18 protein-coding genes, 2 pseudogenes and 1 riboswitch are annotated in these 24478 nt (G+C 66.3%); of the genes and pseudogenes, 10 read left to right on the forward strand and 10 right to left on the reverse strand.

All coding sequences use genetic code 11. The features are described from left to right. Positions 1–111 precede the first annotated feature (111 nt). Positions 112–511: pseudogene (locus AWC07_RS00665) on the reverse strand (TauD/TfdA dioxygenase family protein); the annotation flags it as partial. Positions 512–568: 57 nt separating this feature from the next. On the opposite strand from AWC07_RS00665, the gene AWC07_RS00670 reads away from it, so the two are divergent. Continuing rightward, complete coding sequence (locus tag AWC07_RS00670; protein ID WP_208622324.1) at positions 569–1135, forward strand: TetR/AcrR family transcriptional regulator; 567 nt, start codon at positions 569–571, stop codon at positions 1133–1135. Positions 1136–1152: 17 nt separating this feature from the next. Here the strand turns inward: AWC07_RS00670 and AWC07_RS00675 are convergent, their stop codons facing one another. Then, complete coding sequence (locus AWC07_RS00675; RefSeq protein ID WP_036411081.1) at positions 1153–3516, reverse strand: glycoside hydrolase family 65 protein; 2364 nt, start codon at positions 3514–3516, stop codon at positions 1153–1155. Then, complete coding sequence (locus AWC07_RS00680; protein WP_036411084.1) at positions 3506–4264, reverse strand: beta-phosphoglucomutase family hydrolase; 759 nt, start codon at positions 4262–4264, stop codon at positions 3506–3508. Before AWC07_RS00680 ends, AWC07_RS00675 begins: the two co-directional genes overlap by 11 nt. A gap of 435 nt (positions 4265–4699) precedes the next feature. Between AWC07_RS00680 and AWC07_RS00685 the strand changes: the two genes are divergently transcribed. Together AWC07_RS00685 and guaA are read left to right on the forward strand one after the other, a co-directional pair. Then, the gene (locus AWC07_RS00685; RefSeq protein ID WP_208622325.1) at positions 4700–4948 is read left to right on the forward strand and encodes a hypothetical protein; all 249 of its coding nucleotides are present in this window, start codon (positions 4700–4702) and stop codon (positions 4946–4948) included. Positions 4949–5108: 160 nt separating this feature from the next. Next, complete coding sequence (gene guaA / locus AWC07_RS00690) at positions 5109–6689, forward strand: glutamine-hydrolyzing GMP synthase (RefSeq protein WP_208622326.1); 1581 nt, start codon at positions 5109–5111, stop codon at positions 6687–6689. 3 nt (positions 6690–6692) lie between these two features. On the opposite strand, the gene AWC07_RS00695 is transcribed toward guaA, so the two are convergent. Continuing rightward, entirely contained in the window at positions 6693–8735 is a 2043-nt protein-coding gene (locus AWC07_RS00695) for a PPE family protein (RefSeq protein ID WP_036411087.1), read from the reverse strand. 715 nt (positions 8736–9450) lie between these two features. Continuing rightward, positions 9451–10047: a hypothetical protein gene (locus AWC07_RS00700; RefSeq protein WP_139829457.1), complete on the reverse strand. Its 597-nt coding sequence runs from the start codon at positions 10045–10047 to the stop codon at positions 9451–9453. A 90-nt stretch (positions 10048–10137) separates the two neighbouring features. Here AWC07_RS00700 and AWC07_RS00705 point away from each other — a divergent pair, with 90 nt between their 5' ends. From AWC07_RS00705 to AWC07_RS27900, 3 genes are all read left to right on the forward strand, one after another. Further along, a complete protein-coding gene (locus AWC07_RS00705; protein ID WP_036411091.1) occupies positions 10138–10716 on the forward strand; it encodes a hypothetical protein in 579 nt (192 codons plus the stop codon). A 38-nt stretch (positions 10717–10754) separates the two neighbouring features. Further along, positions 10755–12284: a DNA polymerase Y family protein gene (locus AWC07_RS00710; RefSeq protein ID WP_036411110.1), complete on the forward strand. Its 1530-nt coding sequence runs from the start codon at positions 10755–10757 to the stop codon at positions 12282–12284. A gap of 123 nt (positions 12285–12407) precedes the next feature. Next, complete coding sequence (locus tag AWC07_RS27900) at positions 12408–12929, forward strand: hypothetical protein (RefSeq protein ID WP_208622327.1); 522 nt, start codon at positions 12408–12410, stop codon at positions 12927–12929. Here the strand turns inward: AWC07_RS27900 and AWC07_RS00720 are convergent. Then, a complete protein-coding gene (locus AWC07_RS00720; RefSeq protein ID WP_036411112.1) occupies positions 12819–13751 on the reverse strand; it encodes a nucleoside hydrolase in 933 nt (310 codons plus the stop codon). The genes AWC07_RS27900 and AWC07_RS00720 overlap by 111 nt on opposite strands. A gap of 32 nt (positions 13752–13783) precedes the next feature. Between AWC07_RS00720 and cmaA1 the strand changes: the two genes are divergently transcribed. Further along, on the forward strand, positions 13784–14647 hold the full coding sequence (cmaA1, locus tag AWC07_RS00725; RefSeq protein ID WP_036411092.1) for a cyclopropane mycolic acid synthase CmaA1: 864 nt from the start codon (positions 13784–13786) through the stop codon (positions 14645–14647). Here the strand turns inward: cmaA1 and AWC07_RS00730 are convergent, their stop codons facing one another. Both AWC07_RS00730 and AWC07_RS00735 read right to left on the reverse strand, forming a co-directional pair. Continuing rightward, positions 14648–16651 carry an SDR family oxidoreductase gene (locus tag AWC07_RS00730; RefSeq protein ID WP_036411114.1) on the reverse strand — a complete coding sequence of 668 codons (2004 nt, stop codon included), beginning with the start codon at positions 16649–16651 and terminating at the stop codon, positions 14648–14650. It abuts the gene before it with no gap. A gap of 41 nt (positions 16652–16692) precedes the next feature. Continuing rightward, on the reverse strand, positions 16693–17418 hold the full coding sequence (locus tag AWC07_RS00735) for a histidine phosphatase family protein (protein WP_036411095.1): 726 nt from the start codon (positions 17416–17418) through the stop codon (positions 16693–16695). Positions 17419–17511: 93 nt separating this feature from the next. Here AWC07_RS00735 and AWC07_RS00740 point away from each other — a divergent pair, with 93 nt between their 5' ends. Beyond that, positions 17512–18381 (forward strand): MaoC family dehydratase, encoded by an 870-nt coding sequence (locus AWC07_RS00740; RefSeq protein ID WP_036411097.1) that lies wholly within the window; start codon positions 17512–17514, stop codon positions 18379–18381. Positions 18382–18485: 104 nt separating this feature from the next. On the opposite strand, the pseudogene AWC07_RS29625 reads toward AWC07_RS00740, so the two are convergent. Further along, positions 18486–19102 (reverse strand): annotated as a pseudogene (locus AWC07_RS29625) (transposase family protein); the annotation flags it as partial. A 353-nt stretch (positions 19103–19455) separates the two neighbouring features. Further along, positions 19456–19636, forward strand: a riboswitch (cobalamin riboswitch). 311 nt (positions 19637–19947) lie between these two features. On the opposite strand from AWC07_RS29625, the gene AWC07_RS00755 reads away from it, so the two are divergent. Continuing rightward, positions 19948–21645: a PPE family protein gene (locus AWC07_RS00755; RefSeq protein WP_036411099.1), complete on the forward strand. Its 1698-nt coding sequence runs from the start codon at positions 19948–19950 to the stop codon at positions 21643–21645. Between the two features lie 130 nt (positions 21646–21775). After that, complete coding sequence (locus AWC07_RS00760) at positions 21776–22300, forward strand: bifunctional adenosylcobinamide kinase/adenosylcobinamide-phosphate guanylyltransferase (RefSeq protein ID WP_036411101.1); 525 nt, start codon at positions 21776–21778, stop codon at positions 22298–22300. 616 nt (positions 22301–22916) lie between these two features. Here AWC07_RS00760 and AWC07_RS00770 read toward each other — a convergent pair. Beyond that, positions 22917–24287: an APC family permease gene (locus tag AWC07_RS00770; protein ID WP_036411105.1), complete on the reverse strand. Its 1371-nt coding sequence runs from the start codon at positions 24285–24287 to the stop codon at positions 22917–22919. Positions 24288–24478: the final 191 nt, after the last annotated feature.

Consider the following 24478-nt stretch of genomic DNA (forward strand, 5'->3'; position numbering starts at 1 on the left):
GAGCCAGCGGCGCGCCGCTGACCACGCGGCTGCGCCGGCCGTGCACGTCGACGGGCACGTCGCCCATCAGGGTGACCCGGTGCATCAGCCGGTGCTGGTCGTCGTAGTCGTCGATGCGGTATTGGCCCACAGCGTCGACCCGCCGTAGCCGGGCAGCGTGACCGCGCGCAGCACCGAAGCCGAGGGCAAGTTGGCGGCGAAGGTGACGTCGGTGTGCCAGCGGTTGGCCTTGCCGTATTCGGAAGTTGATCGGGGTGATGATCGGCGCGTTCTCGGCGGCCGGCATGGCCGCGGCGGGGTGGCCGATCGGCGTGCCCAGCAAGCCGGCGAAGGCCAGCTGCTGCTGGTCGTCGAGGTGGTGTTGGCCGCGGAAGAAGATCACCTTGTGGGTCAGCAGTGCCTTGCGGATCGGGTCGACCATGGCGGGATCGAGATCACCGCCAAGGCGGACGCCGTCGACTCGGGCGCCGATACGGCTGCCCAGCTTCTGCACGGCTATCAGGCCAGTCATTGCGTGGTCCTTCGGAGACGGGTGTAGTCGGTTGACTACATGAGGTCACGTAGTCGAGTGACTACACAAACGGCAAGCGGTCGCCGGGCCACGCCCACCGGGCGAGACGAGGTGGCCGCCGCAGTCCTGGAGGCCGCCGCCGATCTGTTCGCCGAGCGCGGCCCGGCCGCCACCTCGATCCGCGACATCGCCGCCCGATCGAAGGTCAATCACGGGTTGGTGTTTCGGCATTTCGGGACCAAGGACCAACTCGTCGGCGCCGTGCTGAACCACCTGGGCGCCAAGCTCACCGGGCTGCTGCACTCCGGGGCGTCGTCCGGGGTGCTCGACCGCGCACTCGACCGGCAGCTGCGGGTGTGGGCCCGTACCCTGCTCGACGGGTATTCGGCCGAGCAGCTACAGACCCGCTTTCCCAACGTCGCCGAGCTGCTGGACTACGTGCGGACCCGCCACCGCGACGACTCCAGCGCGCGGCTGGCGGTCGCCAATTACCTGGCGCTGCAACTGGGTTGGCGGTTGTTCGAACCCATGCTGCGCTCGGCGGCCGGACTCGACGAGTTGCCGCAGGCCGAACTGCGGCAGGGGGTGATCGCCGAGGCCGCCCGGATACTCGAACCGCACTGACACCGGCTGCGTCGGTGTCAGTGGCCGCCGATGCGCCGACGGTGGACCGGCTCGCGGCCTGGTGGCTGCGGCGGTGGCGGCAGCAGCGGCTTGCGCGGGCGCACGGCGATGGTCGACGGCGACGACGTGTCCAGTTTGATGTCTTCGCCGGCGTGCCGGATCGTCAGCTCGCCGCCGGGCCCGTCGCGCAGGGTGTAGGTGACGTCGGAGTGATTGGCGTCGACGGTCACCCCGAAGTCCCGCCACCGCAGCCGGAAGCGCAGCCGCGAGATGCCGTCGGGCAGTTGGGGATCGATGGACAGCACGCCCTCGTCGTCGCGCAGGCCGCCGAAGCCGCCGACCAGCGCCGTCCAGGCGCCGGCCAGCGAGGCCATGTGTAAGCCGTCGCGGGTGTTGCGGTGCAGATCGCGCAGGTCGATCAGCGCCGCTTCGTAGGCATAGTCATGTGCCAGCTCCAGGTGTCCGACCTCGGCGCACATCACCGCCTGAGTACACGCCGACAGCGACGAGTCACGCACCATCCGCCGCTCGTAGTAGTCGACATTGCGCGCCTTCTGTTCGGCGGTGAAGGCATGGCTTTGGAACTGCATGGCCAGCACCAGGTCGGCCTGCTTGATCACCTGCGCGGGGTAGAGCCGCACGTAGGCCTCGTGCAGCAGCAACGGGTAGGTGGTGTTGGCCTCGAAGTCCCACTCGGCGAACGTGGTGAACCCCTCACACTGCTGGTGAACCCCCAGCTCCTGGTCGTAGGGGATGTTCACGGCGTCGGCGGCGTCACGCCAGGCGGCCATCTCTTCGGTTGTGACGCCCATGGCTTCCGCCGCCTCGGGATGGCGCAGGCACGCGTCGGCGGCGGTCACCAGGTTGTGGGCGGCCATCAGGTTGGTGAAGACGTTGTCGCGCACCACCGCGGTGTACTCGTCGGGGCCGGTGACCCCGTCGAGATGCCACACGCCGTGCCGGTCGTGGTGGCCCATCGAGAGCCACAGCCGGGCAGTTTCGACCAGCACGGCAAGGCCGCAGTCCTTCTCCAGCGAGTGGTCGCCGGTGACGGTCCGATACCGCTCGAACGCCATCGCGATGTCGGCGTTGATATGCCAGGCGGCCGTGCCGGCCGGCCAGTAGGCCGAGCACTCCTCGCCGCGGATGGTTCGCCAGGGAAACGCGGCGCCGTCAAGGCCCAGTTCGGCGGCCCGCTCCTTGGCCAGGTTCAGCGTCGACGCCCGCCACCGCAGCGCGTCGGCGACCGCATGCGGCGCGGTGTAGGTCAGCACCGGCAGCACGAAACCTTCGGTGTCCCAGAAGGCGTGTCCGTCGTAGCCGGTGCCGGTGAGCCCTTTGCTCGGGATGGCGCGCCGCTCGGCGCGCGCGCTGGCCTGCAACAGGTGGAAGAGCCCGAACCGGACCGCCTGCTGGGACTCCGGGTCGCCCTCCACCTCGACGTCCGCGTTCTCCCAGAAGTCGTTGAGGTAGGCGCGTTGCGCATCCAGCAGTCCCTGCCACCCGCTGTAGCGCGCGCCGTGCAGCGCCCCGGCGGCCTGGTCGCGCAGCGCCGGCCGGGAGCGCAGGCTGGACCAGCCATACGCCAGGTATTTGACGATGCGCAGCTTCTGTCCCGGGCGCAGCCCGCAGATCACGGTGGTCCGGGCCAGGTCGGCGCGGGCGTCGGTGGTGATCTCGACCCGCCCGGGGACCTCGACCTCGTGGTCCATCGCGGCGGCCATCATCAGGGCGCTGCTGCGGGTGCGGTGCATGAGAAGTGCGCCGCACTCGGTGCATTCGTGGTCGACGGCCTCCAGCGGTTTCTCCAGGATCGCCGACACCCGCGGGTCGGCGGAGGTCTCCGGTTGGTCCTCGTTGGTGACGAGTTCGGATTGCACTGTGACAAGCGAGAATTCGCCGACGGCTTCCACCACGTACTCGATGGCGGCGGCGGCCCGGTGGGCCAGTGACACCAGTCGGGTGGACATCACCTTGACCTGCTTGCCCGCCGGCGAGCACCAGTGCGCCCGGCGGGTCAGTGTTCCGGCGCGAAGGTCCAGAACCCGCTCGTGGGAGATCAGCGTGCCGTAGCGGACGTCGAACGGCTCGTCATCGACCAACAATCGCAGGATCTTTCCGTTGGTGACGTCGACGACGGTCTGGCCCGCCTCCGGATACCCGTATCCCGCCTCGGCATAGGGCAGGGGGCGGATCTCGAAAAAGGAGTTCAGGTAGGTGCCGGGCAGACCGTACGGCTCGCCCTCGTCGAGGTTGCCGCGCAGACCGACGTGTCCGTTGGACAACGCGAACAGGGACTCCGACTGGGCCAGCAGGTTCAGGTCGAGCTTGGTCTCGCGAACCCGCCACGGTTCGACGGGGAAGGCTTCCTCAGTGATCATCGGTGATCATGCCCTGCAGCAGTTCGGCGAGATCGTTGACCACCACGTCGGCGCCGTTGCGCCGCAAGTCCTCGGCCTGGCCCACTCGGTCAACGCCTACCACGAACCCGAAATTACCGGCTCTGCCGGCCTGCACGCCGGATAACGCGTCCTCGAACACGGCGGCCGTGTCCGGGTCGGCGTCGAGCAGCTGGGCCCCGCGCAGGAAGGAGTCGGGGGACGGCTTGCCGGCGATGTGCTCGTCGCGCAGCCGCACGCCATCCACGCGCTGCTGGACGAAGCGGTCCAAGCCGGTGATCTCCAGCACGTCGCGGGTGTTGGCGCTCGACGACACCACGGCGATGCCCAGCCCGGCCGCCGCGGCCGCTTCCAGATAACGCCGCGACCCTTCGAACACGTCGACCCCCTCGTCTCGCAGGATCTGCTGGAACATGTCGTTCTTGCGGTTGCCCAGCCCGTAAACCGATTCGGTTTCGCCGGGGTCGTCGGGATTTCCGTCGGGCAGCTGGATTCCCCGGCTGTCCAGGAAGGAGCGCACCCCGTCCTCACGCTTCTTGCCGTCCACGTACCGGCGGTAGTCGGTGGCCGGATCGAAGGGGACGAAGGGTTCTCCAGTGCGCTCGGCCCGTTCGGACAGGTAGGCGTCGAACATGGCCTTCCAGGCCTTGGAATGCACGCTGGCGGTATCGGTGAGCACACCGTCGAGATCGAACAAACAGGCACGCACGTTCTCCGGTAGACCCAGCACAGGCAACCTCGCTCCCGCTCACAGTTATTTCGGGTGATACCAGTTCACCATGTCACCCTGGCGATCACGCACCCTAGCGCCTGACCCTGAAACGTTGATGTGGATCGGGCACCACGGAGCCGTGGATCCGGACCCGAGGTGAGCGGCCATGGTAAGCCGGCGCGCCGGCGGAGGTGCGGGACCTGGCGACAGCGCGTTACCGCTTCGGTCCCGCGCCGCACGCGCGCGGTGCGATGATCCGATGCCTCGCCGCCCGGAACGACCCGTCAGAGCTCGTGCCGATGGGTGCGTTTCGCGATGGAAATCCAATGGCGGCAAGGAGTTAACCGATTGCCCCGGGCCCGGTTCTGCCGAGTCCCCGGATCACTCGCAGCCGTCCGTCAGCGAGTGCAAGCGTGAGGTTCCCTGGGCTTCGACCCGGCGAAGGCCTCGGGTGTGGAGGCGACCTGCCGTGTCGAGGTCGACGGGCGCCGGTTCGAGTTCGCGGTGACACACGGCCGTCTCGGCGGCGCCCGCGGTGAGCCTTTGGTCACGATCACCGCCGGCGCGGCAGATCTGGTCGCCGCCCGCCTCGGTGCCGGTGAGGCCGACCGCCAGGCAGCGCTGCGCCGAATCAGGTTCGACGGCGACCACGACGCCATCGAGGCAGTGCGCCAAGCATTTTCGTTGCCGTCCGGCTGCTAGCCCTCAAATAAGCGAGTCGGCGAGCTGCCGGTGGCCACGGGCCGCTGGGGTCCGGCGAGATTCGCGGTATGGTGCACGGCCGCGCGGCGGGTCGGAGGGCACCCGCGGGCACACCTTGCGGTGGCGCGAACCGGGTGGCGGCGCCCACTAAACTTGCGGCGTGGCGAAACCTGATGATCCCGAAGCAGCTGGACATGCGCCGCCGCGGCCGGTGTTGGTGGTGGACTTCGGTGCGCAATATGCCCAATTGATCGCCCGCCGGGTCCGAGAGGCCCGAGTTTTTTCGGAGGTGATTCCGCACACCGCCGCCATCGAGGAGATCAAGGCCCGTCATCCGCTGGCGCTGGTGCTGTCCGGCGGACCGGCGAGTGTCTACGCCGACGACGCTCCCAAGCTGGATCCGGCGCTGTTCGACCTGGGTGTGCCGGTGTTCGGTATCTGCTACGGGTTTCAGGCTATGGCGCAAGCGCTCGGCGGGACGGTCGCCCACACCGGCACCAGCGAGTACGGCCGGACTGAACTGAAAGTCCTTGGCGGCGAACTGCATTCGAATCTGCCCGGGGTCCAGCCGGTGTGGATGAGCCATGGTGACGCGGTCACGGCCGCCCCGGACGGATTCGACGTGGTGGCCAGCAGCCCGGGTGCCCCGGTGGCCGCTTTTGAAGCTCGGGAACGGCGCCTGGCCGGCGTGCAATACCACCCGGAGGTGCTGCACACCCCGCACGGCCAACAGGTGCTCAGCCGGTTTCTGCACGACTTCGCCGGGCTCGGTGCGGATTGGACGCCCGCCCACATCGCCAACGGGCTGATCGAGCAGGTGCGGGAGCAGATCGGCGACGGCCACGCGATCTGCGGCCTGTCCGGCGGAGTGGATTCGGCGGTCGCGGCGGCACTGGTGCAGCGCGCCATCGGCGAGAGGTTGACTTGTGTCTTCGTCGACCACGGGCTGTTGCGAGCGGGCGAGCGGGAGCAAGTGCAGCGCGATTTCGTGGCGGCCACCGGTGCGCGGCTGGTTACCGTGGACGCGGCGCAGACCTTCCTCGAGGCGCTGTCGGGTGTGAGCAACCCCGAGGGCAAGCGCAAGATTATCGGCCGCCAGTTCATCCGGTCCTTCGAGGGCGCGGTGCGGGATGTTATGGGGGACAAGTGCGTTGAGTTTCTGGTGCAGGGCACGCTGTATCCGGACGTGGTGGAATCCGGCGGGGGTACCGGCACCGCGAACATCAAGAGCCATCACAATGTCGGCGGTCTGCCCGACGACCTGAAGTTCAAACTCGTTGAGCCGCTGCGGCTGCTGTTCAAAGACGAGGTGCGCGCGGTGGGACGGGAGTTGGGCCTGCCGGAGGAAATCGTTGCGCGCCAGCCGTTTCCGGGACCGGGTCTGGGTATCCGGATCGTCGGTGAAGTCACCGTCAAGCGGCTGGAGACGCTGCGGCTCGCGGACTCGATCGCACGGGAGGAGCTCACCGCGGCGGGCCTGGACAACCAGATCTGGCAGTGTCCGGTGGTGCTGCTGGCCGACGTCCGCTCGGTCGGGGTACAGGGCGACAACCGCACTTACGGGCATCCGATCGTGCTGCGACCGGTGTCCAGTGAAGACGCCATGACCGCCGACTGGACTCGGGTGCCCTTCGAGGTGCTGGAGCGCATTTCGACCCGCATCACCAACGAGGTCCCCGAGGTCAACCGCGTGGTGCTGGACATCACCAGCAAACCGCCCGGCACGATCGAGTGGGAGTAAATATCAACCGGCGAAGAAACCCGCCTGGTTGGCGCCGATATTGAAGAACCCGGCGCTGCGCTCGCCCGCAACGAGGAAGCCGGAGTTGCTGGTGCCTGCGTTGAATACGCCTGAATTGAACATTCCCACGTTCACGAAGCCCGAATTGTTGGCCATGATCGAGTTGAGGGTGGTAGACGGGTTGGGCCCGGAGTTTCGCACGCCCGAGAGATTGTTTCCAAGATTTAATAAGCCCGAGTCGTTAAAGCTTCCCCAGTTTTGTTGCCCGCTAATTGAAGTAGCGACCGTGTTGTAGTAGTCGCCGTTGCCGATGCCGGACAGCAACGAACCCGCCTCATAGAAGCCCGAGGAGCCGAAGGTGCCGTTGGTCTGATTATTGTTGCCCGAGTTTGGCCCGGGGCCATTGCCGGACTGGCCGACGCCGGTGTTGAGATTGCCCGCGTTCAAGGCGCCTGTGTTGCTGTCGCCCGCGTTGAAGGCGCCCGTGTTGACCATGCCCGAGTTAAAGCCGCCCGCGCTGACGTTGCCCGCGTTGAAGTAGCCGGTGTTGATGTCGCCCGCGTTGAAGCCGCCCGTGTTCAGGACTCCGGCATTGAAGCTGCCCGTGTTTACCCAACCCGAATTCCCGATACCCGTGTTGTACGAACCCGCATTTCCGAAACCCGTATTTACTGAACCCGCATTCCCGTAACCCGTGTTGTAGTTGCCTGAGTTGCCGATGCCGAAATTGATAATGCCCGAGTTTCCGACGCCCCAGTTTGAAGCTGCTTCATTGATCAGGATGTTGACGTCGGTGCCGCCAGTGCCCACCGAGCCTGAGTTTGCGATTCCGATGTTCCCGTTGCCTGAGTTGAAGAAGCCATCACACCCGCTGCCCGAATTGAAGAAGCCGATGTTGTTGTTACCGGAGTTGCCGAAACCGATGTTGTTGCTGCCCGAGTTCAGCTGCCCAAAACCGATTTGATTGTCGCCGGTAAGTCCGAACCCGATATTCCCATTGCCCTTGTTGCCGAAGCCGAAATTACCCGAACCATTGTTGCCGAAACCCCAGTTGTTGCTGCCTAAGTTGCCCGAGCCGACGTTTCCATTGCCGGTATTGCCCGAGCCGACGTTGGTATCACCGGTATTGCCCAAGCCGACGTTGTGGTTACCAGTGTTTCCGCTGCCGACATTTGCGCTGCCGGTGTTTCCGCCGCCTAAGTTGTTACTGCCGAGGTTTCCGTTGCCCGAGTTGAGATTGCCGATGTTTCCGCTGCCCAGGTTGGTGTCGCCGGTGTTTCCGTTGCCGAAGTTGGTGTTGCCTCGATTTCCGCTGCCGGGGTTGGAGTCGCCGGCGTTTCCGCTGCCAACGTTTCCGCCGCCGACGTTTCCGCCGCCTACGTTGGTGTTGCCGGTGTTTCCGGAGCCCAGGTTGGCGTCGCCTCGATTTCCGCTGCCGAGGTTGAAGTTGCCGATGTCGCCCAAGCCAACGTTGAAGGATAGGGCCGCGGCGGCCGCGGTTGCTCTGCCTGGCAGGCCCGCCAAATTGTTCAGCGCCGAAGCGAAGGGCGTCAACGCCGAGGCGACCGCCGAAGCGTCGGCATGATAGCCAAACATTGTGGCCACATCCTGTGCCCACATCTGCTCGTACTGGACTTCGGTTTCCGCGATCGCCGGTGCGTTCTGACCCAGCAGGTTTGAAACCACGAGCGACACCAGCTGAGTGCGGTTGGCAGCGACCGTCGCCGGATGCACCGTCGCCGCCTGCGCTGCCTCGAATGCGGTGGCCGCCAGCCGCGCTTGTCCGGCCGCCTGCCCAGCCTGGGTTGCCGCCGTGCTCAACCACTGGGCGTAGGGTGTGGCCGCTGCCATCATCGCCGCCGAGCTCGCGCCTTGCCATGCCGAACCCGCCAGTCCGGAGGTTGCGGATGCGAACGAGCCCGCCGCCGCACCCAATTCAGCTGCCAGCCCATCCCAGGCCGCCGCCGCTGAGAGCAGCGGCCTCGAACCAGCGCCGGCGTACATGGTCGCTGAGTTGACCTCCGGTGGCAACACTGAGAAATTCATGTCCGTGATCCATTCTGTGAGCCCTGGCCCGCGCTACGGGCGGACTATAAGACAGATCTCGTCCGGCCGTCCTCGGATTAGCAGGAGAGGTCGTTCTTGGTGGTGCGGGCCCAGATTGGGCTCGCGGCTTTGTCGCACCTGCCACATTGGCGTCCGTCGGGAGGGATGCGCTTCTTGCCCACCTCACTCGGAAGTTCATGGTGACCACAAATGCTGCTGGTCAACGATGCCGTCGTGCGCAGCCTTGGCCGCCTGGCTCTGTTTCCGGCACACCTTGGGCTCTGTTTCGGCACGCCGATACCGCACCTTCGCTCAAACCTCTTGTGATGGTAGGCGTTCGGGGGATATCTCCCGTGCTCACCGAGTCGGCTGTCATGCCGCCGGATCGAGTGTGCAGTGACGGGTGTGACTGTGTATGGAGGGCGGGAACCGCCGCGATCGGCCGCCCTGACGGCACAGTCGACGCCGTCAGCGCACAGTCGACGCCGTCAGCGCACAGTCGACGCCGTCAGCGCACAGTCGCCGCCGTCAGCGCACAGTCGCCGCCGTCAGCGCACAGTCGACGCCGCCAGCCACCGACCCAACCGCACCAGCACAGATTTCCATCTCCCCACACCGGGGCGCAGCCCCACGACCGCTCACAGCGACAACGCGTTGGCTGCATTCGATTTGTCGCTGTGCGGGCAAAACGTGTGTCCGCCGCTTCAGCGGCTAGCTAGGCCGAGTTGACGAATTCGCGCCTGCCGTAAGCAATAGTGGCGGCGCTCCAGCGGCCGCCGGCCGCTTCGACAAGCCGGCGGGCGAGGTCGAGATCGTCGTTGTCGGCAATCAGGATCAAGGTGTGATCGGTGGTGACGGAGCCGCCCAGCAGTCGGTGGTGCGCCGCCGAATCGGCCACGAAGGCCTCGCGAAAGTGCGCGACGTCGATGTTGGGCACGGTGATCATGACCGCGTTCGCTTCGGGCAGGTGGGCGAAGGTCAGCACCGCCTCTTGGTTGAGTTGGCGGCGTAGCGCCTCGGCAACGGTGTGCAAGGTGGGCTCGTCGACAACGCACAGATGAAATTCGCGCGCGCTCTCGTAGGTGACTTGCTGCGGCTCGTTCGACCAGAACACCCCGTCGGCCGGGGTCGAGCCCGTCACCACCGCGCCGGCTAAGGCGATCGTCACATCGGCTTGCAGCTCGAACAGCGGCGACTCGTCGTCGGCGACGAACAGCTCTGCCGGCCGGCAGGTTGACTCGTCACCGCGGGCCGGCGTGGCCGTCAAAATGCTGCCACAAAACACCATCAGCCACACCAGCACCGAACGCATAAAGCAGCCTCTCACGTTGCTTGACGATTGTCGGAAGGCAGGTGTTTACTCGAACATATATTCGAATGATGTTGAGTCGGGAGGCTAGTCATGACTGCGGCTGTTGCCTCTGACCAGCTCGAATCGCTGCGGCAGCGGATGGCAGCAATGTCCGGGCGGCACACTCGCTCAGCGGACCTGCTGCCGTCGGGGCCGGCGCTGTTGCCCCGGGGAACGGTGACGGTGTTGTCGGGGGCCCGGTCGCTGTTGCTGAGGGTGGTGGCCGAGGTGACGGCGGACGGGGGTAACGCCGCAATCGTCGGCCAACCGGATATCGGGCTGCTGGCCGCTGTGGAGATGGGGGCGGATCTGAGCCGGCTTGCGGTGATACCGGATCCCGGAACCGATCCGGTTGAGGTGGCCGCGGTGCTCATCGACGGCATGGATCTGGTGGTGCTCGGTCTGGGTGGGCGCCGGGTGACGCGGACGCGGGCGCGGGCGGTGGTGGCCCGGGCTCGGCATAAGGGTTGCACTTTGCTGGTCACCGACGGGGATTGGGAAGGGGCCCCGACGCGGCTGCAGGCCCGGGTCTGCGGCTATGAGTTCGCCCCCGGGTTTGGCCGGATCAGTGAGGTGCGGCTGCAGATCACCGGCTGTGGACAGACGATCGGCCGAGCGCATACGGGGTGAATCGGGTGGTCTCTTCTCGAGTGCTGGCGATCTGGTGCATGGACTGGCCCGCGGTCGCGGCGGCCGCGGCCGCGGGCCAACCCGCGGCGGCTCCGGTCGCGGTCACTTTGGCAAACCGGGTGATCGCCTGCTCGGCGTCCGCGCGGGCGGCCGGAGTGCGGCGTGGGCTACGGCGCCGGGAGGCCGCAGCGCGTTGTCCGCAACTGCACGTCGCGACCGCCGACGCCGACCGGGACGCCCGGTTCTTCGAAGGGGTGATCGCGGCGGTGGACGATTTGGTGCCCCGCGCCGAGGTGCTGCGGCCTGGGCTTTTGGTATTGCCGATGCGTGGGGCGGCCCGCTTTTTCGGGTCCGAGGAGCAGGCGGCCGAGCGGCTGATCGACGCGGTGGCCGCAGCCGGCGCGGAGTGCCAGGTCGGGATCGCCGACCAGTTGTCCACCGCGGTTTTCGCCGCGCGTGCCGGCCGCGTCATCGAGCCGGGACACGACGTGCGGTTTCTGTCGGTGCTGTCGATCCGCCAGCTTGCCACCGAGCCGAGCCTGTCCGGGCCCGGGCGGGAGGAGCTGACGGATCTGTTGTGGCGGTTGGGAATTCGCACCATCGGGCAGTTCGCCGCACTGTCTCGCACCGACGTGGCTTCCCGGTTCGGTGCCGACGCGGTGGCCGCGCACCGGTTTGCCCGCGGCGAACCGGAACGAGCACCCGCCGGGCGCCAGGCGCCGCCGGAACTCGATGCCGTGCTGCACTGTGATCCGCCGATCGACCGGGTCGACGCCGCGGCATTCGCCGGACGCTCGCTGGCCGCCACGCTGCATCAGTCGCTGCTGGCCGCCGGAGTGGGATGTACCCGGCTGGCCATTGCTGCCGTCACCGCCAACGGCGAAGAGCTGAACCGGGTGTGGCGATGTGCCGAGCCGTTGACCGAGGACGCCACCGCCGACCGGGTGCGCTGGCAACTGGACGGGTGGTTGAGCAATCGGATTGCCCGCGACCGGCCCACGGCCGAGCTGACGCTGTTACGGCTGCAGGCGATAGAGGTGGTGTCCGCCAGGGCGCTGCAGTTGCCGCTATGGGGCGGCTTGGGAGAGGAGGACAGGCTTCGGGCCCGTCGGGCGCTGGTGCGGGTCCAGGGGTTACTCGGCCCGGAGGCGGTGCAGGTGCCGGCGCTGTCCGGTGGTCGCGGACCGGCCGAACGCATCACGTTCACCCCGCTGGGCGACGAGCCCATCCCACAAGCCGATCCGAGTCAGCCGTGGCCCGGCCAACTGCCGGATCCGTCGCCGGCGGTGCTGCTCGATGATCCGGTGGAATTACTTGACGCTCAAAGGAATCCGATACGGGTGACCAGCCGGGGGATGTTCTCCGCCGACCCGGTGCGATTGACCCTGCGCGGTCGGGACGACCGGGTGTGCTGGTGGGCCGGACCGTGGCCGGTCGACGAGCGGTGGTGGGATCCCGAGTTGGCTAAGGGCCGCACCGCGCGAGCCCAGGTCTTGCTGGAGAGCGAGCGCGCGCTGCTGCTGTGCTATCGCCAGCGGCGTTGGTACCTCGAGGGGGCCTATGAGTGACGTCAGGCCCTGCCCCCGCCCGCGCCGAGTGTCGCCTGCATATCCGACTTCATCGCCACCAGCTGGGCGTTCCAATAGCCCCAACTATGCACCCCGTTGCTATCGATATCGCCGGCGATCCGGATGGCGTTGACGATCTGGCGCAGATTTGCGAGCGGGACCACTAAGGCAACGGCGGCCGCGGCGGGAACGGCGGATCCCGGTGGGACCGGTGGGCGGCTGGCCGGCAACGGTGGAAGCGCCGGCAGCGGTGGGGCCGGCGCCAACGGCGCGATGCTCTACGGCAACGCCGGCAACGGCGGCAACGGCGGCGCCGGCGTCGCCCCCGGCACTAGCGGCGCCAATGGCGACGGGGCCGCCGGAGGGGCCGGAGGTGCCGGCGGGAATGCGCAGACGATCGGCAATGGCGGTACCGGCGGTAGTGGTGGCAACGGCGGAACCGGTGCGACCGCCGGAACCGGTGGGCTCGGCGCCCCTGGCGGCACCCGTGGGACGCTATTCGGCACTCCCCGGCACCCCGGGCACCAACGGGACCTAGACGCAACGCTGACGGGCAAAGGATGCCACCCGGTCGATAAGCCGGTCGAAGAATACCGTCGGGTCGACGTGAATGCCGATCTGCGCGTTCGGTTTTCGGTTTCCTGAATAGTCGGCGACCGTCGCACCCGTCGGCTCGATATGCATCGTCGCTACGCGGGTCGTTATGAGTTCCGGGTCCAGTGCCACCGCGGCGGCCAGCGGGTCGTGCAGGTAGGCCAGGTACCCATGCCCTCGAGCCTGGTGGGATTCAAAATAGAACCGCAGCGCGTCCTCGATCACCCGGATCACCGGCGACGGACCCGAGACGGAGGCCAGCCGGGCGAGGATGTCCGGTGTCATCGCGACGTGGCGGGTGAGGTCCAAACCGCACACGATCGGAAGTTGTCGTTGCCCAGTCCACGCCGTGAACACCTCGCCGGCCGCCTCGGGATCCACGCGGATGTTCCATTCGGCCATGCCGTCGCCGCCGAACGCACCGCCCATGATGACCAGCCCGCGCAGCAGCGTCGGCAGCGCGGGTTCGGCGCGCAGCGCCAGCGCCAGGTTGGTCAGTGGGCCGGTGACCAGGCCGATCAGCTCACCGGCAAAGGTGTGTGCGGCGCCAACCCAGGCCGCGGTGGCGTCGTAGCTGGTGAGTCGGCGATCGGTGGGCGGCAGCGTCGCGTAGCCCAAGCCCTTCGGGCCGTGCGACATTTCGTGATCGGGCCACCGCCCGCTTAACGGCGCATCGGCGCCCTTGGAAACGGGAATCGCTGCGGCCCTGCACAATTCGAGCAAGCCGAGGTTGTTCGCACACACCTGGTCCACCGAAATATTTCCGCCGGTCGAGGCGATGCCGACCAGATTGGCGTCGTCACCGGCCAGCAGATAAATCAACGCGATCGCGTCGTCGATGCCGGTGTCGACGTCGGCGAAAACGACGTTCACCGCCGTCACGATACGCCGATTAGGCTGGCCCAATGCCCGACGACTTAACCCCGTACTTCGAGGACGTACAGGCGCACTACGACCTGTCCGACGACTTCTTCCGACTGTTTCTCGATCCCACCCAGACCTATAGCTGCGCGTACTTCGAGCGTGACGGCATGACGCTGGAGGAGGCGCAAATCGCCAAGATCGACCTCGCGCTGGGCAAGCTCGGATTACAACCGGGTATGACGCTGCTCGACGTCGGCTGCGGCTGGGGCGCCACCATGATGCGCGCGGTGGAAAAATACGACGTCAACGTCATCGGACTGACGCTGAGCAAAAACCAGGCCCAGCACGTCGAGCAGCTGATCGCCAAATCCGAAGGCCCGCGCTCCAAACGGGTTCTGCTGCAGGGCTGGGAGCAGTTTGACGAGCCCGTCGACCGGATCGTCAGCATCGGTGCCTTCGAGCATTTCGGGCATGAGCGCTACGACGCGTTCTTCACCCTGGCGCACCGGTTGCTGCCCAACGACGGAATCATGCTGCTGCATACCATCACCGGGCTGCACCCCAAAGAGATCCACGAACGCGGCTTGCCCATGTCGTTCACCTTCGCGCGATTCCTCAAATTCATTGTGACGGAGATCTTTCCGGGTGGGCGGCTGCCGTCGATACCGATGGTGGCCGACCGCGCCAGCGCAAACGGCTTCACCGTGACCCGGGTGCAGTCGTTGCAGCCCCACTACGCGAAAACCCTCGACATCTGGTCCGCGGCGCTGCAAGCCCATAGGGATCAGGCGATCGCGCTGCAAACCGAGGAAGTCTACGAGCGCTACATGAAGTATCTGACCGGCTGCGCCGAGATGTTCCGCATCGGCTACATCGACGTCAACCAGTTCACCTGTGAGAAGTGACTACCAATGCACGCCGGGCACTAACCGCACTAGCCGCTTGACGGGCCGGGGGACTCCCACGCCGGCCATGGCGCGGGCCGGCCGCTTGGGTCGGCGGGGGGCGCGGTCTGTCTCTGTTGGTGAAATACCTTGCGCCGCAGCCGAATCGGGGTAGCCCAGGTAAAGCTGATGCAGAATGCGCCGCGACAGGCGGGGCGCGACGTGGTTTCCGGCCTCGGCCAGCGTGCCGAGCGGGGTGTCGATCCGCGCCGGCTTCTCGACCAGCGCGCGCACCACCATGGCCGCCGCATGCTCGGCGCTGATCGCCCGTATCGGGTTGAGCCGCTGCGACGGGGTGATCATGGGCGTGGCCACCAGCGGCATGTGGATGTTGGTGAAGGTGATGTGGTCGGAGAGCGTCTCGGAGGCGACCACGTCGGCGAACGCGTCGAGCGCCGCCTTGCTGGGCAGATACGAGCTGTACTTCGGGTTGCGGGCCTGCACCCCGGCGCTGGAGACGTTGACCACGTGACCGAACCGCCGCTCCCGCCAGTGGGGTAGCAGCGCCAGCACCATGCGCACCGCGCCGAAGTAGTTGACCGCCATGACCCGTTCGTAGTCGTGCAGCCGGTCGGTGGAGTTGACCACCGAGCGGCGAATCGACCGGCCGGCGTTGTTCACCAGATAGTCGACATGACCGAAGCGGCCCAGGATGTCTTTGACCGTGTGCTCCACCGACGTCGAGTCGGTGACATCGCAGGTGAACGCGTGCGCCTGGCCGCCGCTCGCCCGGATCTCGGCCACCAGCTGGTCGAGCGCATCGGCGCTGCGGGCCAGCGCGAACACCGTTGCGCCGCGCTGCGCGACGGCGATGGCCGACGCCCGCCCGATGCCGCTGGAGGCGCCGGTGATGATGACGTGCCGGCCGTGCAGCGGTCCTCGTGGATCGTCGCGGCGGGCACGATCGGGATCGAGGTGCTGCGCCCAGTATCGCCACAGCCGGGGTGCATACGCCGCGAACTCGGGAACTTCGATCCCGGTGCCGTGCAACGCCTTCCGGGTTTCGTCGGAGGCGAAGGTGGGCTTGAGGTCGACGAGGTCGAAGATTTCGGCGGGGATGCCGAGCTGGGCGGCGGCCATATTGCGCAGCACCTTGGCTCGCCCGCGCACGTTCAGCACCGGGGCGGCCAGTGAGCGGGGCAGTGACCCGCGCAGCGGCGGCAGCCCGGCCGCCGGGGCCACGCCGCGGTAAATGTCGCGCAAGCCAATGGTTTTCGGCGCGGTCAGGTGGAACGTCTGCCCGTCGCGACCTTCGGCGTGCATGAGTGCCACCAGCGCGTCGACGACATAGTCGACCGGAACGATGTTGGTGCGTCCGGTGTCGGGCAACAGGATCGGGGTGAACGTGGGCAGTACCGCCAACCTGGCCAGCACCCCGAAGAAGTAGTACGGACCGTCGATCTTGTCCGTCTCGCCGGTGCGCGAATCGCCCACCACCACCGCCGGCCGGTAGATCCGGTGGCGCAGTCCGGGCGCCGACCGCACCAGCTGCTCGGCTTCGAATTTCGTTCGGTGATACGGCGTCGGCAGTTGCTGGCCGACGCCGAAGTCGTCCTCGGTGTACTCGCCGGCGAAGTCGCCGGCCACCGCGATCGACGACATGTGGTGCAAGGTCGCATCGAGCCGTTTCGCCAATTCGATGACAGCGGCAGTGCCGTCCACATAGACGGCCCGCTGCTCGGCCTCGCCCGCGGTGATGTCGGTGCTGTGGCTGATCGCCGCGCAGTGCACGACATGGTCCACCCGGCCCAGCTCGGCGCGCGTCTCGTCACTGAGCGCGAGCTGCGGCAGCTCGCCGACCAGCGGTTTGGCTCGCTCACCCCACTCGGTCGCCAGGCGTTCGAAGCGTCCCAGCGACTGACGGCGGACCAGCACCCACACCTGCGCGTCGGGCCGGGCGTCGAGCAGGCGAGAGACGACACGGTGACCAATAAACCCGGTACCGCCGGTAACGACATAGCGCATGCAGCCCATCGTGGCGGCTGGCGGCCGCACCCGTCAACCGGTCAGGTGAAGTTGCGGATGCCGTCCCAGTCCACCAGCTTCCAACCGTCGATCGGGTTGCCGGTGACCACAACACGACCGATGTTGGGCAGCGGGTGGTTGTTCAAGAGGTTGAGCTTGGGGTTCTTCACGTTCATCAGCGTCCACACCATGATCGCCGTGCCCTGGGAGAACACCACCGGCTTGTTATGGCCGCTGTCGTAGATCTTGCGGATGGCACTGCTGAACCGGCTGTTGAATTCGTTGCCGGTGATCGAGCCGGGGATGGCGTTCTCCGCGTCGCCGTTGATCCAACCGACCGGAGCCAGCAGATATGTCGAGCTGGCCCGTGATTCGGGTTCGCCGTTGTACCAGCCGGCATTGATGGACTGCAGCTCGGTAATGATCTCGACCTGCTTGCCCAGTTCGCTTGCCAACGGTGCGGCGGTCTGCTGGGCTTCGGCCATCGGCGAAGAGTAGATGCTGTCGAATTCGTTGTGCGCAACTTGGTGGGCGAGCTGCTGGGCTTGCCCCTTGCCGTCGGCAGTGAGCCCGGTGCCGGGCACCTCGGTGTTGATCACCCCGTCGGCGTTGGCCTGCGATTGGGCGTTGCGGATGAAGGTCACGGTGATGTTGCGGGCCTGCGTGCCTCCGCCGCCGCAGGCGCCGACGATCATGACCGAGGCGAGCACAGCTAGGACGTTGGAGGTTTTCCAGGTCATCTTCCAGATCACGGTGCGCTTGGCCATGGCGATAGCCTGCCCTGCCGACGGCCTTGGTGGGAAGGGTTTGCGATGGTTGAGTGGCGAAAAAGCTTTGATTGGAATCGAGAGGAGCCTCGCATGGCCATTGACCCCGGCGCCATCGGTGCGGTGACCGAGCCGATGTTGTTCGAATGGACCGACCGGGAAACCTTGCTCTATGCGCTCGGGGTGGGTGCCGGGACCGAGGACTTGTCGTTCACCACCGAGAACAGCCACGGCATTGCCCAACAGGTGCTGCCGACCTACGCGGTGATCTGCTGCCCGGCGTTCGGGGCGGCCGGCAAGGTGGGAAAATTCAACTGGGCCAGGCTGTTACACGGCTCGCAGACCGTGCGGCTGCATGCGCTGCTGCCGCCGGCCGGAAAGTTGTCGGTGGTCTCCGAAGTCGCCGACATCCAGGACAAGGGCGAAGGCAAGAACGCCATCATCATGTTGCGGGGCCGCGGCACTGATCCGGCATCAGGTGCGCTCATTGCCGAAACGCTGACCACACTGGTGATCCGCGGCGAGGGCGGCTTCGGGGGAGAGCCGGGTCAGCGGCCGGCGGCGCCGGAATTCCCGGACCGCGAGCCGGACGCCCGGGTCGCCCTGCCCACCCGCGAGGACCAAGCGCTGATCTACCGGCTCTCCGGCGACCGCAACCCGTTGCACAGCGACCCGTGGTTCGCCAAGGAGATGGCCGGCTTTCCCAAACCAATCCTGCACGGGCTGTGCACATACGGCGTGTCCGGACGCGCGCTGGTCGCCGAACTCGGCGGCGGCGTGGCCGCCAACATCACTTCGATCGCGGCGCGGTTCACGTCGCCGGTGTTCCCCGGCGAGACGCTGACCACGCTGATCTGGCGCACCGAACCGGGCAAAGCGGTGTATCGAACCGAGGCTGGCGGTTCCGACGGCGCCGAGGCGCGAGTGGTGCTCGACGACGGCGAGGTGGAGTACGTGGCTTAGCCGGCCCGGGTGTTGATAGGCGAAAGTGCCTGTCCCGCAGCTCTTGATCGCCGTACTTGCCGCTGACCACGCGGTCACACTCATCCACCACGACTCCACTGGATGAGTACGGTGCTGGATAGGTCCTTGTCGGTCAGCGCAATCATCTTTTCGCGCAGCGCGCCGAGGTCTCGGGTGTGCGCGAAAGGCTTTGCGGCGACTTCTCGTTCGCCGTTTTTGGGGTCGGCCAGACACCACGCGACGGGCATCCCTTCGGCGGTGGTGATCAGATACAGCTTCACCCCCAGAACCAGCGGCAGTGCGCGGCGCAGTTCCCGTAGTTGGCGACACCGGCCAGTTCGAAGCGTTTCGCGGTTTCCCGCGGCGCACCGCACGGCACTGGGGTGCCGTCGATCAGGCGTAGATCGTCGGCCCAGGGCGGGCATTGGGTGGCTAGCTACAGCATGGCCTTGCAGATCAGCGGTGGCGCCGCCTTGACCCGCTTGTGGTAGCCGGGCTGTTTCGGCAGGTAGGGAAACGGGTGCCCGAGTCGGCCGTAACACATTCGCGGCCAAGGGTGTTCGCTGCGGGCGCCGAGCAGCGCCTGAGTCACGGCCAGGCGCACCAGCTCGGCGTCGGTCGATTGCTTCGGCCGTCGCGCGCGCCGCCGGTCGGGGTGCACCACGTGGTCATCGATCGTCACAGACAGGTCGCTCAGGAGGGCATCGAGGTCTGTCTTCACAACTGTCCATCGGTGCCCTTCAGCCACATCCTTCACAAGCCGGCACGCCGAGAGTGCAACCACGGCGGCGCCGCCCGGCGTGTCGCCGCCGCCAGTGCACGCTCGGCGCAGCCGGAGCACACTCGGCGAGCAGTTGGGAATTACTCAGCTAGGACGCCGACTTTGAGTGGGTGGTACATCGCGGCAGCGTCGCCTGATCCCGTGACATCAGACGCGAAACCACTGGGCTCGGCCCCGTTTGGTCGATCTGTGACCGCACGGCCGGTGAAGATCAGCGGGTTGGAATTGCGGGGCGACGACAGGACGGTCACCGTTTACGGCAAACGCAGGCAACGAGTTGGGATGGCGACGGTGCTGCCGGGGTGCGATGATGCTGTGTGTAATGCGATGACGAATGCAGGAAGCCGGTGCGAAACCGGCGCGGTCCCGCCACTGTAATCGGGGAGCGACCCTCATCGGCCACGGCCACGGGCTGGAAGGCGAGGCGAGCGGCGATCCGAGAGCCAGGAGACTCGCGTCATCGTGCCCTGCGAACCTGGGGCGGTGTACCCCGGAGAGAGCGAACGTCATGACGCACGCGAATATCCGGCGGCTCGGCTTCCGCCATCCTCGTCCAAACGCTGACCGGGTGCCGGCGGTGCACCGTGCACGCTGGTCTAGCACCGCCGATCACAGTGTCGTTCGCCGGCGCCGTCGGCATCTCGCGCCACAAGCATGACGTCGCGGCAGGTAGGGGCGTCGAAGAGCCGGCGCCGCTGCGAGTTCACGGTTGGTGAGGCAGACCGCGGCACTGCCGAGCGCTTGCTGATCAGCCGGTCGGTGCATCCACCCGCGGGCGGCTGGTGATGAGCGCCCCCATCTGGTTGGCTACACCCCCGGAGGTGCATTCGGCGCTGCTGGACAGCGGCCCCGGCCCGGGTCCGTTGCTGGCGTCGGCGGCGGCCTGGGATTCGTTGAGCACTGCCTACGCCGAGACGGCAGACGAGCTGGCCGCGGTGGTGGCCGGGGCGGTGGCGGACAGCTGGGAAGGCCCGAGCGCCGAAGACTATGTGGCCGCCCATGCCCCCTATCTTGCTTGGCTGACGCAGGCCAGCACCGACAGCGCCGCAAGGGCCGCTCAGCAACAAACCGCGGCTACCGCTTACACCGCCGCCGTGGCTGCGATGCCAACGTTGGCGGAGCTGGCCGCCAACCATGCCGCGCACGCAGTATTGACGGCGACAAATTTCTTCGGCATCAACACAATCTCGATCGCGCTCAACGAGGCCGACTATGTACGGATGTGGGTACAGGCCGCCGCCGTCATGGGCACCTATCACGCGGTCTCGACGGCGGCTGTTGTCGCCGCACCGCAGGCCGCGCCGGCGCCGCCGATCATGAAAGCCGACGCGGAGCTGGTCAGGGCCGCTGAGGCAGGAATATCAAGTTCGGACCCGCTGCACCAGTTCGAGCAATGGGTGTGGCAGATGTATACCGACTTCTACAACAATGTCATTCAACCGTTCGTCGATTGGCTGGCGAACCTGCCGTTCTTCCAAACGATGTTTGCGGGGATCGACCCTTACCTGGTCATCCTCGGCAACCCGCTTACCTATCTGAGCCCGTTGAACATCGCGTTCGCACTTGGCTACCCGATGGATATCGGAACGTATGTGGCTCTGTTGTCACAAACCTTCACCTTTATCGGGGCAGATCTCGCCGCGGCCTTCGCTACGGGTAACCCCGTGACGATCGGTTTCACCATTTTGTTCACCGGTGTCGAAGCCATCGGCACGGTCGTCACCGACACGATTGCGCTGCTTAAGACGCTGTTGGAGCAGACTGCGGTGCTGCTCACTGTTGTGGTGCCGCTGCTGACGGCCCCGTTGGTTCCGTTGGCTGCGGGTGCTGTGCTGGCGCCAGTCGGTGTCAAAGGGCTGGTGGCGCTGACTGCCGTGCCGCCACCGCCGCCGCCCGTCACACCCACCACGCCGCCCCTTGCGGCCCTCAGCACGAGCGCCCCGACCTCTACCACGGCCCCGGTTCAGGCGCCCGCGGAGGTGACCGTCCAGGCGCCCGCGCCCGGACCACCGCCGCCGGCTTCCGCGGCGCCACCGGTGAGCGATGCGGCGCTCGGTGTGGGGATGGAAAACTTCGGGTACCTGGTGGGTGGCCTGAGCGCGGATGCCAAGAGGCCCGCAAGCGCCAGTTCCCGAAAGAAGGCGCCAGAACCCGACAGCGCCGAGGCCCCAGCGGTCACGGCCACACCTCAGGAAAAACCTCGACCGCAGTGGCGTCGACGGGTGAAAGCCAAACGGCTCGGCCGCGGTTATGAATACCTGGATTTGGACCCAGACGGCGAGCACGACCCGAGCGAGCCGACGACCTCGGCCGCACCAGACCAGGGAGCAGGAACCTTGGGGTTCGCCGGGACCACGCAACTGTCCGGTTCCAGACCAGCCGCGGGGTTGATCACGCTCCCAGACGATACGTTGCCCGGCAGCCCACGCGCGCCGATGGTGCCGGGCACGTGGGGCGTCGACTCGGCGCTGCCCCACGACTGACCTTCGTAGGCAACGATATTGTCGCGACGGGGCAGCATGGCCGCCGTCGTTGCCAACTACAAAGTCCAGCACACCAGCCCGCGGGCGGTCATCGTCGGTTGCGCGCGAACGAGGTGCTTACGATGACGCGATGCGGATACTGGTCACCGGTGGAGTCCGCTCGGGAAAGTCCACGCACGCCGAAGCGTTGTTGGCCAATGCCGTAGAGGCTGTCTACATCGCTCCGGGCCGCCGCGCCGATGGCAGCGACCCGGACTGGGATTCCCGGGTCGCACTACACCGCGCTCGTCGCCCGCCGACCTGGCTGACGATCGAAACCGCGGACGTCGCAATGGCTTTGTCCAACATCCGGTGTCCCGTCCTGGTGGACTGCCTGGGCACTTGGCTAACGGCTCTCATGGATCGTGAGGCGTTGTGGAACACTACGACCGCCGAAGCCTACGCTGCGGTCGAGGAACGACTGGACGAGTTGTGCGCGGCACTGACCGAACTGGCCGATGCGGTCGTGGTGACGAATGAGGTCGGCTTAGGTGTGGTGCCCGCCCATCGTTCGGGGATGATGTTCCGCGATCTGCTGGGCACGATCAACCAACGGGTGGCAAACGTTTGCGACGAGGTGCACGTGCTGATCGCGGGTCGTGTTCTCAAGCTGTGAATCACTGCCAGCAGCCGCCGGCAAGCGGTAGGCCGAGCCCGAGACGCTCGATGCGGGTGTCGAGTGCCTCGGCAGGTGCGGAGGTGATGCGATTTGCCCGTCTCACTCGGAAATTCCGTGGTGTCCGCGAATGCCGCTGGTCAACGATGTCGGCTGCCCAGCCTTGGATGCCGACGCTCGTCTTGGTTCTGTTTTCGGCACGCTGATACGGCTTTCGGGGATGTCTCGCGTGCTCGCCGAAGCGGCTGCCATACCGCCGCATCGAGTGTGCGGCGACGGCTTTGACTGTGTATGGAGGGCGGGAACTGCCGCGATCGGCCGCCCTGACGGCACGATCGGCGCCGTCGGCGCACACTCCTCGCCGCCAGCGCACGATCGGCGCCGTCGGCGCACACTCAAAGCCGTCAGCGCACACTCGGCGCCGCCAGCCACCGACCCAACCGCACCAGCATGCGATTTCCATCTCCCCACACCGGGGCGCAGCCCCACGACCGCTTGTAGCGACAAACCAAGGCCTGCAACGACTTTACTGCTGATAGGCGGGAATAGCGAACACTCCAACCGCGTGCGGTTGCGTCCTACACCATGGGGCGCCAGATCTGCGCCGTCCCGGCACCTAGCGATCGCAGGTTCGGTAGTAGTGCAGATAGGCGATCGCCGGCACTACCAAGAACGTGATCACCATCAACGCGATCGAGAAATAGTTGGCGCCACCCTGCGGTGTGGCGAAGATGGTCCGGTAGTCGAAGGACACCGCCAACGCCACCGAGACGGTAACGGCAGCTATCGGTAGCACTTTGTCGGTCAATGGGTTTCGCTTCACCGTCGGCCGGTTGCCGGCGGTGGTCCGGGCCAACGCGAGTAGAGCGATCGGGACGATGATGAACTGGACGAACCGGGCGATCACCGCAAGCCCGATCAGGTTCACGCTATCGAAGCGAAGAGCCAGTGGAAACGCCAGCGCCAACGACGCCGTGATCGCGAACGCGATCATCGGGACTCCGAATCGGTTCTGCGTCGATAACCGTGCCGGCAGGATCCGGGTGTCCGACAGCGCTGTCCACACGCGCGGCGCACCGAACGAGGCGGCGACGTTGATGCCGAACATCGAGACCAAGGCGCCGAAAATGACGGTCGTGCGCAACGGACCGTCGTCGATGGCCGCAGCCAATCGCACCGTGGCGTTGGATTCGACAACCTTGTCCGATCCCAGCAGCATCGCCACTGCGACAGCAAGCACGTAGACGGCGCCGACACCGAGGATCGCGAGCGGTATGGCTTTCGGCAGCGTCCGCTCCGGCTCATGCATCTCCTCGGCGGCGTTGGCGATCGATTCGAAACCGGTGAATGCATACAACGCCGCGATAGTGGCAAGGATCAATCCCGAGACGGCACCGTGCGCGAGCTGAATCCCGCCGAACAAAGCATAGCGGGCCGGTTGGTAAACGCCTGGCGCAGTTGCCGTTCCGTAATGGCTCGGGTGATGTGTGACGATGAGCCACAGGCCGCCGACGATAAAGACGGAAAGCGCCGAAACCTTGCCTACCGTCGAGGTTCCGTTTGCCCATTTGATTGCCCGGTTACCGAAAATGTTGATCACCAACAGCACGACGATGAACCCGAGAAACGTCGCCGTCTTCACGCTCAGCAGCTCGCTATCGTCGGCCCAATTCTTCTCGGGGAAAGTCACTTTCAACAATGTCGAGACGAACAGCGACGCCAGCACGCCCCAGGCGATGGATGCGACGATCGCGTGGGTCACACCGACATAGATGCCGATTTTCTGCCCGAAAGCGGCTGTCGTATAGGCATACGATGCGCCATTGGTTTTGACGTATCTGGCCGCACCGGCAAAGACCAGTGCCATGATGCCGGCGAAAAGACCCGCCAGGATGTAGGCGACGGGCGCCCATGGTCCCGCGAGCTTGATCACCGCACCGGGGGTAAGAAAGATGCCGGCTCCGATTATCGAGTTGATCCCGAGCATCACAACGCTCCGGAAGCCAAGTTTGCCGATCGCGGGTCCTCCTCATGACATCGGTTGCACGCAGTGATAGCACTCAGTTGTTAGCACTCAACAGGGGGCAGTGCCATAGATTGGTGTCATTTGCCACCGGGAAGGGACCACTGGTTTGCCACCAGCTAGGGACCACCTGTTTGGCTCAGCGAGCATGATGT

Origin of the sequence: Mycobacterium gastri, from assembly GCF_002102175.1 — a bacterium.
GTDB lineage: Bacteria > Actinomycetota > Actinomycetes > Mycobacteriales > Mycobacteriaceae > Mycobacterium > Mycobacterium gastri.

Excerpts from the sequence above, each read along its gene's own strand:
- AWC07_RS27900 (WP_208622327.1), top strand. The coding sequence starts at position 12,408 with ATGGCGTTGACGATCTGGCGCAGATTTGCGAGCGGGACCACTAAGGCA.
- AWC07_RS00730 (WP_036411114.1), bottom strand. The coding sequence starts at position 16,651 with ATGCGCTATGTCGTTACCGGCGGTACCGGGTTTATTGGTCACCGTGTC.
- AWC07_RS00740 (WP_036411097.1), top strand. The coding sequence starts at position 17,512 with ATGGCCATTGACCCCGGCGCCATCGGTGCGGTGACCGAGCCGATGTTG.
- AWC07_RS00705 (WP_036411091.1), top strand. The coding sequence starts at position 10,138 with ATGACTGCGGCTGTTGCCTCTGACCAGCTCGAATCGCTGCGGCAGCGG.
- AWC07_RS00695 (WP_036411087.1), bottom strand. The coding sequence starts at position 8,735 with ATGAATTTCTCAGTGTTGCCACCGGAGGTCAACTCAGCGACCATGTAC.
- AWC07_RS00755 (WP_036411099.1), top strand. The coding sequence starts at position 19,948 with ATGAGCGCCCCCATCTGGTTGGCTACACCCCCGGAGGTGCATTCGGCG.
- AWC07_RS00735 (WP_036411095.1), bottom strand. The coding sequence starts at position 17,418 with ATGGCCAAGCGCACCGTGATCTGGAAGATGACCTGGAAAACCTCCAAC.
- AWC07_RS00675 (WP_036411081.1), bottom strand. The coding sequence starts at position 3,516 with ATGATCACTGAGGAAGCCTTCCCCGTCGAACCGTGGCGGGTTCGCGAG.
- AWC07_RS00760 (WP_036411101.1), top strand. The coding sequence starts at position 21,776 with ATGCGGATACTGGTCACCGGTGGAGTCCGCTCGGGAAAGTCCACGCAC.
- cmaA1 (WP_036411092.1), top strand. The coding sequence starts at position 13,784 with ATGCCCGACGACTTAACCCCGTACTTCGAGGACGTACAGGCGCACTAC.
- AWC07_RS00770 (WP_036411105.1), bottom strand. The coding sequence starts at position 24,287 with ATGCTCGGGATCAACTCGATAATCGGAGCCGGCATCTTTCTTACCCCC.
- AWC07_RS00710 (WP_036411110.1), top strand. The coding sequence starts at position 10,755 with ATGGACTGGCCCGCGGTCGCGGCGGCCGCGGCCGCGGGCCAACCCGCG.
- AWC07_RS00700 (WP_139829457.1), bottom strand. The coding sequence starts at position 10,047 with ATGCGTTCGGTGCTGGTGTGGCTGATGGTGTTTTGTGGCAGCATTTTG.